The following is a 13,741-nucleotide window of genomic DNA, read 5'->3' as shown; positions in this document are numbered from 1 at the left end:
AATATCCATGCCGAGCACGCAATGAATGGTTCAGACTCTCTCCAAACCCTCCTGGAAGTCATTCCGGATGCCCGCGACGGCCTCACCCGAACAGAGCGCATCATTCTGCATGTACTGCATGAAACCCAGCGGGAACTGAACGGCCGCAATGTGCCAACCGCCATGCTTTATGGGCGGGTGCTGGAGTATGTGGATATGAGCGAAGCGGAGCTTCACGTCTATCTTGACCGGCTGGGAGTGAAGGGAGACGGTTTGTGAGTATCGATTTCAAAGCTCTCTATCCAAAGCTGATCAATCTGTTGTTGGATACGGTCTTCGTGGTCGATGAATTCGGACATATCGTGTTTGTCAGTGATGCCTGCGAGCAGCTGCTTGGTTATTCCGCCAACGAGATGATCGACACCCGGATTCTGAATTACATCCACCCTGACGACCTGGATCGCACTCTTGTAGCTATCGGCAATGTGATGAGTGGCCAGTCCCACACGGATTTCGAGAATCGTTACCTGCACAAAGATGGCAGCGTTGTTCAAATCCTTTGGTCCGCACGCTGGTCTGAGCAAGATCGCCTGAGGATTGCTGTGGCGCGAAATGTTACCGCACTGCGGCAGGCAGACCAGACCCGGAACGCGTTGTATCGAATTTCCGAAGCGGCCCACGCGGCAGAAACGCTCCGTGCGCTGTGCGACGGTGTGCGCGAGGTGATCGGCGAGCTTTTCCCGGAATCTGATCTGTGCCTCGGGTTTTACGACGCTGCCGGGAGCCTGCTCAGCGTTCCGGACTGGATCGCTGGACGATCCGGTAGCTGGATTAAGAAGCCTGTGGAATCAGGGACTGCCATTGCCGATGTCATCAACGCGGGGCAGGCTCTGCTGGCTTCCCGTGATCCCGCTCGGCAGGGGGTGGGGCTCAATGACCTGACACAACCTGAAGGTGCCAATTGGTTAGGTGTGCCCCTGATATCCCGGGACGCTGTTCTTGGTGTATTGGTCATTGAAAGTCCGTCACCAGGCACGCGCTATCGCGAAGCGGATCAGGGGTTGCTGCAGTTCGTGGCGACGCAGCTTGCGACGGTGGTTGAGCGTAAACGGGCGGAAGAACGTCTGCGGTTCATGGCTCACCACGACGCGTTGACTGGTTTGACCAACCGCTCGCTATTCTACGACCGCCTGGAAACCGCCCTGCGGTCGGCCAACAGGAACGAAGGCCGGCTGGCCTTGCTGTACCTCGATGTAGATGATTTCAAGCTCATCAACGACACCGGTGGCCATGAGGCCGGGGACCAGCTGCTTGTGGAAATCGCCCGCCGTCTGGAAGATTGTACGAGGGAGACGGATACAGTTGCGCGTATGGGTGGCGACGAATTCACGGTGCTGTTGACTGATGTTCATGGCCGTGACTCGGTCGAGGCGGCTGTTGCCAAGGTCCATGAACTGACGGCGCTGCCCATGAATCTTGAAGGACAGACTTTTCATATCTCATGCAGCATCGGTAAGGCTCTTTACCCGGAGGACGGAATAACGGCCAGGGAATTACTCAGCAAGGCCGACGCGAATATGTATTTGAGCAAAAGGCATGCGCACTAGTGTCCCTTAACAAAAGTCCGCTTGCTTATTGAGCTTGTCTGATAATCTGGCGATTGACTCAATAATCTGGTCGGCAGATTTATGCCATTCAAAGGGCTTCGGGTCTTCGTTGTAAGTCTTCAGATAGTCTTTGATCGAGCTCTCAAGCTCTCGTGTACTGCGATGTGAATTTCGCTTGATCCAGGGCTCTGAAATCAACCCGAAGAACCGCTCGACCTGATTAATCCAGGACGCTGAAGTCGGCGTGAAATGCACGTGGTAGCGAGGTCTAGCGGCAAACCAGGCACGCACCTTTGCTGTTTTGTGTGTGCCGTAGTTGTCCATGACGAGATGAACGTCCATATTCGGCGGAACGGCGCGATCAATCTCTTTTAAGAAGGCCAGAAATTCCGTTGCACGGTGTCGGCGATGTAGCCTGCCGACCACTTCTCCGGTTGCTATATCAAGTGCAGCGAACAACGTCGTGGTGCCGTGCCGGACGTAATCATGTGTTCTGGTTTCTGTGTGTCCAAATGACAGAGGTAGCGCAGGCTGTGTTCGATTGATGGCTTGTATCTGGCTCTTCTCATCAACACACAGCACCATCGCCTTCGTTGGTGGATTCATTTACAAACCAACGATATCGTGAACCTTGGCAACAAAATGCGGGTCGGTAGACAGCTTGAATGTATCGTGGCGATGCGGCTTCAAGCCAAAAGCTCGCCAAATTCGACTCACCGACATCGCACTTAATCCAGTCTCTTTGGCCATCAAGCTCGTTGACCAGTGAGTGGCATTTTTTGGTTTTTCTTTGAGTGTTTTATTAATTAAATCAGTAACTTTTTGATCATTTATAGTTCGAGGTCGGCCAGTCCTGGGCGCATCAGTCAGACCCGCAACCCTGTGTGTTTTGAAACGATTTCGCCACTTATTCACAGTTTCGGAGGTTACGCCAACGCGCTCACCGACCACTCTGCCCGGAAGACCTTCGGTACTCAGCAGAATGATACGGGCTCGCAACTGTTCAGCGGCAGGCATGCGTTGTCGCCTCAACCATGACTCCAGCTCCTTTCGTTCAGAGTCGCTCACTTCAAGGGGTCTAGCTATTCGCGCCATGGTTTTTTCTCCTGTCTCTACTTGTGAGATTATACAGGATCGGAGAATTATCTATGCGAATTTTTGTTAAGGGACACTAGTCGCTGCTTTCATGAGGGGGCTCCCTGGAACGACCGTGAACATCACCGCCTGATACGGTATATGCCTATCTTGCAAAGTGCTCCGAAAAACCGGATAAAGGAGCGTTAAGCCCCCCCCCCTGTGCCGGCCCCTCGCCACAGGCCTGTTAGAGTTTGTGGAAGGTTTTTCCTATGGGTTCTGGTTTTGCGAGCGCTGAGGCGTTCCTTCAGGCGCATCCCGAGCTGCAGTTTGTTGACCTGCTGATTCCGGATATGAATGGCATTGTTCGTGGCAAGCGGGTGGATCCGTCTGCGCTGGCTAAGGTGTTTCAGCGGGGCGTAGCCATGCCGGCCTCGATCTTTGCACTGAACATCCAGGGCACCACCGTGGAAGAAACCGGCCTGGGCCTGGATATCGGCGAAGCGGACCGCGTGTGTCTGCCCATTGGGGGCACTCTCACCATGGAGCCCTGGCAGAAACGGCCGACAGCCCAGCTTTTGCTGACCATGTTCGAGCTGGACCGCGAAACGCCGTTTTTTGCCGATCCGCGGGTAGTGCTGAAGAATATCGTCAAACGCTTCGGGGAACTGGGGCTGACACCGGTTGCCGCCTTTGAGCTGGAGTTCTACCTGATTGATCAGGAGAACCTGGCGGGCCGTCCCCAGCCGCCGAAGTCGCCCATCTCCGGCAAACGCCCGGCGGGTACCCAGGCCTATTCCATTGATGATCTCGATGAATACGCAGAATTCCTGGCAGATGTGCTGGATGCGGCCCACGAGCAGGAATTGCCTGCGGATGCACTGGTGGCGGAATCCGCCCCCGGCCAGTTTGAGGTAAACCTGCATTACGTGGACGACGCCGTGCGTGCCTGCGACCACGCCACTCTGCTCAAGCGCCTGATCAAGAACATGGCCTATGATCACGAAATGGACACCACGTTCATGGCAAAGCCCTATCACAGCCAGGCGGGCAGTGGCATGCACCTGCACGTAAGCCTGGTGGACAGGGAAGGGTGCAACCTATTCGCCGGCGATGCCGAGCAACCCAACGACATGCTGCGGTGGGCCGTTGGCGGGCTGGTGGCCACCATGAACGATGCCATGGCGCTGTTCTGTCCCAACATCAACTCCTACCGCCGCTTCAGCCCGGAGTATTACGTGCCCAGTGCGGCTACCTGGGGGGTGGACAACCGCACCGCGTCAGTGAGACTGCCGGGTGGTGATCCCGGCGCCCTGCGCATTGAACACCGCGTAGCCGGTGCCGACGCCAACCCCTACCTGTTGATGGCAGCGGTGCTGGCGGGCATCCATTATGGCATCTCCAACCAGATTGAGCCGCCGCCGGTCACGGTGGGTAACGCCCACGAGCAGCACGAAGCGACGCTGGTAAACAACCTGCGGGATGCCTTGCGGGAGCTGGGACAGTCAGCGGTGATGGCCGACTATCTTGGCAGCCAGTTCCTGGATGTCTTTGTGGCCTGCAAAGAGCACGAACTGAACGAATTCGAGATGACCATCTCGGATCTTGAATACCTGTGGTATTTGCACACTGTGTAAGTCCCCGCTAGTCAATCACCAGCCAGGTGGCCTTGATTTCAGTGTATTTGTCGAAGGCGTGCAGGGACTTGTCCCGGCCGTTGCCGGACTGTTTGAAGCCACCAAAGGGCGCGGTCATGTCGCCGCCGTCGTAATGGTTGATCCAGACGCTGCCGGCCCGAAGCGCCTTGGCCACCTTGTGCGCGGTGTTGATGTTGGACGTCCACACCGCTGCCGCCAGGCCGTAGATGGAGTCGTTGGCAATGTTGATGGCTTCTTCCGCGGTCCTGAACCCGATCACCGACAGCACCGGCCCGAAGATTTCCTCCGAGGCGATGCGCATGCCGTTTTTCACCCCATCAAATACCGCAGGCTGAACGAACAGGCCACCGGTCTCTTCCATCACCCGTTTGCCGCCTTCCACCAGGGTTGCCCCTTCGGACTGGCCGATACCGATGTACTCAATGATGCGATCCAGCTGGGCCTGGTCAACGATGGCACCGCAGGTCGTCGCCGGATCCAGGGGATGGCCGGGGCGCCAGGTTTTCAGGGCCTCCCGGATCAGGCCAATGAACCCGGCGCGGATGCTTTCTTCAACCAGCAGCCTGCTGCCGGCGGTGCACACTTCGCCCTGGTTGAAGGCTATGGCGCTGGCGGCTTCGGCGGCGGCTTTCTTCAGGTCCGGCGCGTCTGCAAAGACGATGTTCGGGCTTTTGCCGCCGGCCTCCAGCCACACCCGTTTCATGTTGGACTGGCCGGCATAGATCATCAGCTGCCTGGCCACGTTGGTGGAGCCGGTGAACACCAGGCAATCTACGTCCATATGCAGGGCCAGGGCCTTGCCCACGGTGTGGCCATAGCCGGGCAGCACGTTGAACACGCCGGCGGGAATACCCGCTTCCTCCGCCAGGGCCGCCAGACCAATAGCGGTGAGCGGGGATTTCTCGGAGGGCTTGAGGATGACCGAGTTACCGGTGGCCAGGGCCGGGGCAATCTTCCAGGAGGCCATGATCATCGGAAAGTTCCAGGGCACGATGGCGGCCACCACCCCCATGGGCTCCCGGGAAATCATACCGATCTGGTCGTGGGGCGTGGCTGCCAGTTCTCCATAAACTTTGTCGATAGCCTCGGCGGTCCAGCGGATCGCGCGCACGGTAGCCGGCACATCCACGGTTCGGGCGTGGCCGATGGGTTTGCCCATGTCCAGTGTTTCCAGCAGGGCCAGTTCATCCGCGTGTGCGTCGATCAGGTCCGCAAACCGAAGCAGAATGGCCTTGCGCCTGGTGGGTGCCAGGCGGCTCCAGACGCCGCTTTCGAAGGCCTTTCTGGCGCCAGCAACGGCAAGCTCGGCATCGGCCTGGCCGCAACTGGCGACTTGAGTCAGTTCGCGCCCATCTACCGGGCTGATGCAGGCAAAGGTTTCGCCATCGCTTGCCCACTGGTAAGAGCCGTGTACATAGGCGCGGCTTTCAATCGTGAGTTGATCTGCCAGGGCCTGCCATCCGGCCTGGTTGGTGGGTGTGGTGGAACGTTCGGGATGATTCATGGCCGTCTCGCAGGCAGGGGAATTGGCCAATCATAACAGCACTTCCCCGGGCGATCACGGCTTCAGATGATAGGTAGAAGAACGTGTCTTCCCGAACGTCTGGTCCTGGCATAGACTTGCGTCGGCGGCGGCTGTTTTCGGCCGCCTCCTTACAGCTCTCCGGTTAACCCCTGATCAACCCCTGATCAGTCCGTCACCCTGTTTGGCGCCAACTTATGACCCAGTATCCTCCGGTTCCTTCCTATTATGTCGCCTCTGCCAATCCGGCACCCATACGCCCCGCCCTTCGAGGCCCGTGTGAAGCGGATGTGTGCGTGGTGGGTGCCGGTTATACCGGTTTGTCCTCCGCGCTTTTCCTGGCGGAGGCGGGTTTCCGGGTGGTGGTGCTGGAAGCGGCGAGCGTGGGCTGGGGAGCCTCTGGCCGTAACGGAGGCCAGATCGTTAACAGCTATAGCCGGGATCTGGACAGCGTCGAGCGCCAGACCACGCCGGACCATCTGCGCCTGTTGGCGGCCATGGCGTTTGAAGGCAGCCAGATTATCCGGCAGCGGCTGCGGGATTACGGCATAAAGTGCGATCTGAAAGAGGGTGGCATTTTCGCCGCCCTGAACACGCGGCAACTCAAACACCTGGAAGCACAACAGGCCCTGTGGCGCCGGTTTGGCTATGACAAGCTGGAACTGCTGGACGAGGAAGCCATCCGTGCCCGCGTCGGTACCGAGCGGTATGTGGGTGGGGCCATCGATCATACCGGCGGGCATATCCATCCCCTGAATCTGGCCCTGGGCGAAGCGGCCGCGCTGGAATCCCGGGGTGGTGTGATTCACGAGCATTCGGAAGTCACCCAGATTGTTCCCGGCCGGCCGGCCACGGTGAAAACCAGGGAAGGAGAGGTGAGGGCAGAGTTCGTGGTTCTCGCCGGCAATGCCTACCTGGGCGGGTTGGTGCCAGAACTGGGCGCCAAATCCATGCCCTGCGGTTCGCAGATCATCGCGACCGAGCCTCTGGACGAAGCCACCGCCAAACGACTGTTGCCAGAAGATAACTGCGTGGAAGACTGCAACTACCTGCTGGACTACTTCCGACTCTCAGGCGACAAGCGCCTGATCTATGGCGGCGGTGTGACCTATGGTGCCCGCGACCCGGCCAACATCGAACGGCTGATTCGCCCCAATATGCGGAAGACGTTTCCTGAGCTGGCAGGAGTCAGAATCGACTATGCCTGGACCGGCAACTTTCTTCTCACCCTCTCGCGCCTTCCCCAATTGGGTCGCCTGCAGAACAATGTATTCTATTCCCAGGGCTGCTCTGGCCACGGCGTTACCTTCACCCATGTGGCAGGCAAAGCCCTCGCACTGGCGATTCAGGGTCAGGCTGAACGCTTTGACGCCTTCGCCAGCCTGCCGCACTATCCGTTCCCGGGTGGCCGCCTGTTCCGGGTACCGATTACCGCTATCGGCGCATGGTATTACGAAATGCGGGATCGCCTTGGGGTGTGAATAACCATCAGGATCAATCCGGAGCATCACCGGGTGGCAGGCTTTAGCCTGCCGGAGACGCCGCCAGACTGCTGCTATGTACCAGTCTGAATTGCGTGCCGGACCGGAACCTGTACCAGCGGATCGCTGATAATTACGCCCGCGCACGGATCGCCGGCCATGGATTCGCCGATGACCAGGATCCGCTTACCGGGTGTGCCTTTACCGTATTGGCCTGAAGGCGAGCCCCCGGCTTCCGGGAGCCGCGGTGTGTTGCGCCGCGCCTGTTTGCCCTGGTAGAGCAACACCGGGAAAAGCAGGGCGGTGGTCAGCCAGAAGGGAAGGTGCATGGTTTGGTGTCCCGAGCCAATTAAGGGCAAAGTGTACAGGCGTTTCAGAAAGATCAGGAACTGAGTGTGACGGATAAAAAGACCGCTGTAATTACCGGTGCCAACCGTGGCATCAGCCTTGAACTTGCCCGCCATTACGCCTGTGAAGGCTGGCCGGTCAAACAATTGATCTGCTGATCAACAACGCCGGCCTGATTACGCCGGAAGAATCAGCCAAGGGCATGGCGGCAAGAATCGAGGGGCTTAGCCTGGAGAATACCGGGTCCTTCTGGCACAGCAACGGTGAAGAGCTGCCCTGGTAAACTGACGGCAATGGGCCTGGTATTATGCGTTGCGGGACAGGTTGGGGGGTTGAATGCCCCCGGGTTGCCACCGAAAGGCGCGTTAACGAGTTTCTATTCTGAAATCATTCTCCAGTGCCTGCCAGTGAGCAATCAGTATGTTTTTTTGAGCAGCCGCCATTGGTAACTCTTGAAGGGCATTCGGCCACAAGGTCCGGGCTTTTTCCAAAGTGTCGTCCAGATGGGGCTTGATAACCCGCCAGGGTATCCCGGATTTTTCTGCCCAGTTTCGGAAATGCTCCATGGTCGCAGAGTACCAACGTTTGTTTTTCCCCAGATTGAGCGCAAACTCACTCTCATTCTCGATGTAAACGCGGGTTGTGACGATGTCATAGGCCGGTGAAAGTCGGGGCGTGACCTGATCAGGGTAGATCAGGCTCCAGTTTTTCAGATGGGCATCGCCATTGGCGAGCAGGATATTCACCAACAGTCTACGGGCAAATTGTTGGGCGTCTGCAAGGCCATCGCCGGAGTAGTCGTAAACCACCCTACCGATCTGCTCATAGTTCGCCGAGTTGTATTTTTCGTGGGGGTACTTCACGAGGATCTGGGCGAAGTCCTCCATATGCACGCGCCTGTTTCCATCCCGGTCAAACCGCCTGATCGCAAATGCCTGCTTTTCCTCCGGCAGATTAATGGGCGGAAGGTTGTCGAGTTTATCAAGATCCACCAGCTTTATGTCCGGTATATCGATTCCGGCCAGGGATGCCAGGCTCATTGCCGTGTATTCGTTAAGGGGAACGTGGCTGTGCTTGGTCGAAGGTGTTTTGATAATCCAGTCGCCCAGTTCGTTACTCTTTGTCAGTTTGTAGCGACCTTCCTTTTCCTTCATGGAAAATTTCATCTGGACGCCCGCCAGCGAGAACCTGTTTTCGAATCTGGGTTTTTCGAACTTCACGGCCTTCGCTTTTCCGTGGGTCGATAAAACGCTGTCTGGAATGTCCTCCGGGTCCATGGGAGTGGCGATCAACGCACCTGGCAGATCCTCCCCGAGATAGGAAAAAAGGTAAAACTCGTTATCAACATGAACTTTCAGGCTTTGCGCAATCAGTTCCCTGAGCGATCCTTCCGGAAGGAGGTTGGACTGCGAGGGATGAAGCCTTTGGTTACGGGCCCATGGCTCTGCGAGCAGCTTTTCGGAATTCGGGAAGCGGGGATGGGTGATCAGGCTGAAGGTGGGGCGATCCCTGTCTTTTTTGAATTCCTCCGCAAAACTCAGGACGTTACGGCCAGTGCTGAAACCAGCCAGATAGCCCACCAGTCGTCCGTGAAGAGTCAGCTCGAGCACCTTCACGTCGCCGTCTGCTGCATTGCTCATTGATCGTCCTCCAGCAAGCCTCGCCAGGGATCGTCTGAGAGGGAGCGTTCTGTTTCAGGTGAGCGGCTGTTGTGAGGAGAGTGGTCGATGCTCTTATCCTCGAGGACGGCCCTGACTGCCTCCAGCTTTTCCTGGGGAACCAACATGAGTTCGCTTTTTAGGCCCATGGCAATCAACTCAAGCGTATCGAGCCTTGGGTTACCCTTGGACTCCAGACGCTGGTATTGCTGGCGCGACATACCGACACGCATCATCATGTCGTGCTGTTTAAGTCCCAGGTTCAATCGACGTTGCTTGATTTGGTCCAGTAGTGAAGTCATACGGAAACGTATCAGTTGCCTTTTTGAGTGATAGCAACATATTCGCTTCTTTTTCCTATGTTTGCAACACAAAAGTTGCTAATTGTCGATAGCAAACCGGAAGTGTGGTGAATAGCAACTCATACGTTGCTGTAAATCGACAGCTCGCGCCCATGCCGTTCGGGTTTTGGGTCGTCAATGGAATCGACGGCTTCGATCTGCGAGATGTACTCAGCCGGCAGTTCGTTTTCCCTGGCGCCGGTGAGGACGTGGTCTTTGTACCAGTGGAAGGGCTTTAATGCCTTATTGATGCGCGTGGCGTAATACATCCAGGCGTAGAGTCTTCCGCTCCCCGTAAATAGCTCCACCTGCTTTTCATCGTAGCCAAACCCCAAAGCCTCATGTCGATCAAGGTCAGGCTTTTCTGCATCGGCAATCTCGTAAACCACACCGATCACCCGATCGTCCGGATTGCCGGTTTCCTCTGCATCGCATTTGGCAGAGCCATCCCCGGCCGATTTATGGAAGCAAAGCCGGTGGGCCGGTAACTCTGCTACAGCTACAAACCGGGCCGACGGAATCCGGGCCCGGAGTCTCCGTTTTGACATGTTGGAGCCGTAGCTGAAGCAGAGCATTGAGCCTCTTTAATTTACCATCCTGGAAATTTATTGCGGGGAGTGCGGGCCCACTTCATGCTTACTGCGGGCTCAGCCTTGCCCTTCAAAATAGCATAGTTTCAACGCCCCAAGCGTGTAATCAATAATGGGCTAGATTGCTATCTCGTGATGAGGAGGATTTTTATGACAGATAACAAAGCCGCGGTCATTACAGGGGCCAATCGTGGCATTGGCCTTGAGCTGGCGCGCCATTATGCGCGCGAGGGCTGGAATGTTATTGGCGTTTGCAGGCAAACGTCAGACGAGCTTTCTGGCGTCGCGGCGAAAGTCATCGACAACATCGATGTCACCACTGACAGCGGTATCTCGAAACTGAAGAACGAGCTGGCCGGGCAAACCATTGATCTGCTGATCAACAACGCCGGCCTGCTACAGGATGAGAAGCTGGGCAGCATCGACTTCGATTCCATCCGGACCCAGATGGAAATCAACGCCTATGCGCCGTTGCGGGTGGCCGAGGCCTTGGTCTCGCAGATCCCTTCCGGCGGGCTGATCACACCCGAGGAATCAGCCAAGGGTCTGGCAGCCAGGATTGAAGGCCTGAGCCTGGAGAACACCGGCTCCTTCTGGCACAGCAATGGTGAAGAGCTGCCCTGGTAACGGCGCATTAGCCGCTACCCGTCGCTTCAGTTGCCGCCCATATCGGCAAAATACGCGGATTGTCACCGAAGCATGGCTTTGCGCCAGCGCACCGGGGGCAGTCCGGTCCAGCGCTTGAAGGCGCGGTAAAAGGTACTGACTTCGGCAAAGCCCAGGGCTTCGGCAACTTTGGGTAGAGAGGCGCTGGGATCTGCCACGGCCTGCAGTGCCTTTTCACGGCGCACTTCGTCCAGCAGGGCATCGAACGTCTGCTCCTGTTCCTGCAGCCGCCGCGCCAGAGTCCGTTCGCTGATACCTAACGCCTCGGCTGCTTCGGCCCGACGAGGAAGGCTCGGGCCCAGACGGGCCATCAGCCATCTCCGTATCTCCGGCACAGAAGCGCTGTTAATGGAAAGCGCGGTAAGTCGGGCGGTGGTGTAGCGTTCGTGCACCTGCGCGAGTTCCGGATCGGCCTGGGGCAGAGGCTGGTCCAGAACGGCATTGTCGACCAGCACACCGCTGAACGCCTGCTCGAATTCCACCGGGCAGTTAAACGCGGCCTGGTATCCCGCCAGGGGCCCGAGCCGGGGCTGGCTGAACTGGACCCGTGAAGGCTGCATGCGGGTACCGGTTACCCAGCTGGCGAAGCCGACCACCGCGGCCAGCACCGCTTCAATCTGATGCGGACTGAAAGCCAGCTTCCCCTGCCGGGGATGGTAAACCAGCCAGGTGGCGGAATGGCCTGCCAGGATCTGGAAACGCCCGCCGTCGGAGATCAGCCGCTGGAAGCGCTGCCCCATCACAATGGCTTCGCGCAGAGTAGCGGCAGACTGGAGTGCAAAGCCCACACCACTGATGCTCATCGGGGTGAACTCCGCCCCGACTTTCAAACCAAAACCGGGATCTCCGGTGCAACGCTCCGCCGCGTGCCAGAGCCGGGTGATGTCATCAATGGGCCAGCGTTCCCGGGTACCGGCCGCCTCCGGAATACCGGCGGTTGTCAGCAACGTACCTTCATCCACAGACAGCCTTTGCGCCGCCGCGATAACGGTATTCACCCAGCCAATGGAAACTGTGGCCTCTAAAGTCAATTTTGCTGGCCTCTAATGTCAATTTTAAAGCCATGGTACCGGTATATCTTTAAAGCTGACAACTCATTGCTACCGAATCGGATGCGCACTATGGCCAAGGTAATTTCCTCAGACATTCTGGTGGTCGGCGGAGGGCTGGCCGGACTTGTCACGGCCCTCGAAGCTCTGCGAGCCGGGAAATCAGTGACCCTGGCGGACCGGGATACGGCCGAACGAATGGGTGGCCTGGCACTGTGGGCCTTTGGCGGCATGATGCTGGTGGGCACGCCCCTGCAGAAACGCATGAAGATTGCAGATACGCCGGAGATTGCTCTGGGTGACTGGCTCAGCTTTGGTGAGCTGGCGCCGGATGATGAATGGCCCCTGCAATGGGCACGCTACTACGTGGAGCATTCCCGCTCAGAGGTTTATGACTGGCTGGGCAATGAAGGCATCAAATTCCTGCCGGCCGTGAACTGGGTGGAGCGTGGCCGCTTCGGTGATGGCAACCGTTTGCCCCGTTACCATGTGATCTGGGGCACTGCCCGGGAACTGGTCCGCTGCCTGCTGGCGGCCCTGCACCGAGAAAACACTGGCGGCAAACTCACCCTGTTGCACCAGCATCGCATCACCGAACTGGAGCTTGAGGCCGGCAGAGTGAGCGGCGCCCAGGCCATCAACGAGGCCACCGGTGAGGAAGTCCGCCTGGCCGCATCCGCTGTGGTACTGGCCACCGGCGGCATCAACGGCAGCCACAGGGAATGCCGCGCCAACTGGCCCAAGAATCGTCCCCAACCTACCAGCATGCTGAACGGTGCCCACCCCTTTGCGGATGGCCGCATGCACCACTGGGTGGCCGACACCCTCGGTGGCAGGATTACCCACGCCGGGGAGATGTGGAATTACGCTGCGGGCTTTGCGCATCCTTACCCCCACTTTCCCGGCCATGGGCTTTCCACCATCCCCTGCAAATCCGCCCTGTGGCTGAACCATCGGGGTGAGCGGATCGGCCCGGAACACCTGGTGACCGGATTTGATACCCACTGGTTATGTCAGCGAGTGGCGGAACAGGAAAAACCCTGGACCTGGCACCTGCTCAACTGGCGCATTGCCGCCAGGGAATTCGCCATCTCCGGCGCCGAGCACAATGCCCGGATACGGGACAAGCAATTCCCCTTGTTCGTGAAAGAACTGCTGCTGGGCAACCACGCACTGGTGCGCCAGATGCAGCGTGAAAGCCGTGATTTCCTGGTGGCGGATAACCTGTCCGACCTGGCCGGCAAGATGAACGCGCTGACCTGTTCCCATGACATCAATCCGGCCACGCTCCAGGCCACCGCGGATGCCTTCGATGCCAACTTCACCGCTGGCACCAGTCTCCATAACGACCCACAGATCCGGATGATCCAGCACGCCCGGGAATGGAAGCCGGACCGCCTGCGCACCTGTAAACCGGCCCCGTTGCAAAAGCCCGGTGCCGGGCCCTACATTGCTATCCGCATGCAACTGATCACCCGCAAGAGCCTGGGCGGGCTTCAGACCGATCTGCAAAGCCGCGTCCTCAATGCTCAGGGAGCGCCCGTCGAGGGCCTGTACTGTGTAGGAGAAGCGGCAGGCTTTGGCGGCGGTGGCGCCAATGGTAAACGCTCGCTGGAAGGCACTTTTCTGCCCGGCTGCATCATGACGGCCCGGGCAGCGGTGCGTTCCATTGTGACCGGAGGCTCAAGCCCCTGAACCCGAAGCTGACCCCAATGGCACAATCGGCCAGACCCTTAATAATTGAATTCCTAAAGCTTGGAGAATAACA

The 13,741-nt window shown here is 58.0% G+C and carries 12 protein-coding genes and 1 pseudogene; 6 read left to right on the top strand and 7 right to left on the bottom strand.

Annotation, left to right across the window (positions count from 1 at the left end):
• Positions 1–21: 21 nt before the first annotated feature.
• Positions 22–258, top strand: a complete 237-nt coding sequence (locus AC13C0_RS14195) for a hypothetical protein (protein WP_117620468.1) — start codon at positions 22–24, stop codon at positions 256–258.
• On the top strand, positions 255–1,586 hold the full coding sequence (locus tag AC13C0_RS14190; RefSeq protein WP_482954620.1) for a diguanylate cyclase domain-containing protein: 1,332 nt from the start codon (positions 255–257) through the stop codon (positions 1,584–1,586). The genes AC13C0_RS14195 and AC13C0_RS14190 overlap by 4 nt, the downstream gene beginning before the upstream one ends.
• Before the next feature lie 6 nt (positions 1,587–1,592).
• Here the strand turns inward: AC13C0_RS14190 and AC13C0_RS14185 are convergent.
• A pseudogene (locus AC13C0_RS14185) lies at positions 1,593–2,681 on the bottom strand (IS630 family transposase).
• A 251-nt stretch (positions 2,682–2,932) separates the two neighbouring features.
• Between AC13C0_RS14185 and AC13C0_RS14180 the strand changes: the two are divergent.
• A complete protein-coding gene (locus AC13C0_RS14180) occupies positions 2,933–4,297 on the top strand; it encodes a glutamine synthetase family protein (RefSeq protein WP_482954619.1) in 1,365 nt (454 codons plus the stop codon).
• A 7-nt stretch (positions 4,298–4,304) separates the two neighbouring features.
• Here AC13C0_RS14180 and AC13C0_RS14175 read toward each other — a convergent pair whose 3' ends face one another.
• Positions 4,305–5,822: an aldehyde dehydrogenase gene (locus AC13C0_RS14175; RefSeq protein WP_482954618.1), complete on the bottom strand. Its 1,518-nt coding sequence runs from the start codon at positions 5,820–5,822 to the stop codon at positions 4,305–4,307.
• A gap of 215 nt (positions 5,823–6,037) precedes the next feature.
• On the opposite strand from AC13C0_RS14175, the gene AC13C0_RS14170 reads away from it, so the two are divergent.
• Entirely contained in the window at positions 6,038–7,321 is a 1,284-nt protein-coding gene (locus AC13C0_RS14170; RefSeq protein WP_482954617.1) for an NAD(P)/FAD-dependent oxidoreductase, read from the top strand.
• Between the two features lie 74 nt (positions 7,322–7,395).
• Here AC13C0_RS14170 and AC13C0_RS14165 read toward each other — a convergent pair whose 3' ends face one another.
• The 4 genes from AC13C0_RS14165 to AC13C0_RS14150 all read right to left on the bottom strand — a co-directional run bounded on the left by AC13C0_RS14165 (position 7,396) and on the right by AC13C0_RS14150 (position 10,243).
• Positions 7,396–7,650 (bottom strand): hypothetical protein, encoded by a 255-nt coding sequence (locus tag AC13C0_RS14165; protein WP_482954616.1) that lies wholly within the window; start codon positions 7,648–7,650, stop codon positions 7,396–7,398.
• Between the two features lie 384 nt (positions 7,651–8,034).
• Positions 8,035–9,309, bottom strand: coding sequence for a type II toxin-antitoxin system HipA family toxin (locus AC13C0_RS14160; RefSeq protein WP_482954615.1), 1,275 nt, complete (start codon positions 9,307–9,309; stop codon positions 8,035–8,037).
• Positions 9,306–9,629 carry a helix-turn-helix domain-containing protein gene (locus AC13C0_RS14155; RefSeq protein ID WP_482954614.1) on the bottom strand — a complete coding sequence of 108 codons (324 nt, stop codon included), beginning with the start codon at positions 9,627–9,629 and terminating at the stop codon, positions 9,306–9,308. Before AC13C0_RS14155 ends, AC13C0_RS14160 begins: the two co-directional genes overlap by 4 nt.
• Before the next feature lie 119 nt (positions 9,630–9,748).
• Positions 9,749–10,243, bottom strand: coding sequence for a gamma-glutamylcyclotransferase family protein (locus AC13C0_RS14150; protein WP_482954613.1), 495 nt, complete (start codon positions 10,241–10,243; stop codon positions 9,749–9,751).
• A gap of 165 nt (positions 10,244–10,408) precedes the next feature.
• On the opposite strand from AC13C0_RS14150, the gene AC13C0_RS14145 reads away from it, so the two are divergent.
• Positions 10,409–10,885, top strand: a complete 477-nt coding sequence (locus AC13C0_RS14145) for an SDR family NAD(P)-dependent oxidoreductase (RefSeq protein WP_117619920.1) — start codon at positions 10,409–10,411, stop codon at positions 10,883–10,885.
• Between the two features lie 62 nt (positions 10,886–10,947).
• On the opposite strand, the gene AC13C0_RS14140 is transcribed toward AC13C0_RS14145, so the two are convergent.
• A complete protein-coding gene (locus AC13C0_RS14140) occupies positions 10,948–11,955 on the bottom strand; it encodes an AraC family transcriptional regulator (RefSeq protein WP_341581508.1) in 1,008 nt (335 codons plus the stop codon).
• A gap of 90 nt (positions 11,956–12,045) precedes the next feature.
• Between AC13C0_RS14140 and AC13C0_RS14135 the strand changes: the two genes are divergently transcribed.
• Positions 12,046–13,668, top strand: coding sequence for an FAD-dependent oxidoreductase (locus AC13C0_RS14135; RefSeq protein ID WP_482954612.1), 1,623 nt, complete (start codon positions 12,046–12,048; stop codon positions 13,666–13,668).
• The last annotated feature ends 73 nt before the right edge of the window (positions 13,669–13,741 follow it).

The organism is Marinobacter sp. B-21 (genome assembly GCF_056857895.1).
This window is presented reverse-complemented; position numbering and strand designations above follow the sequence as displayed.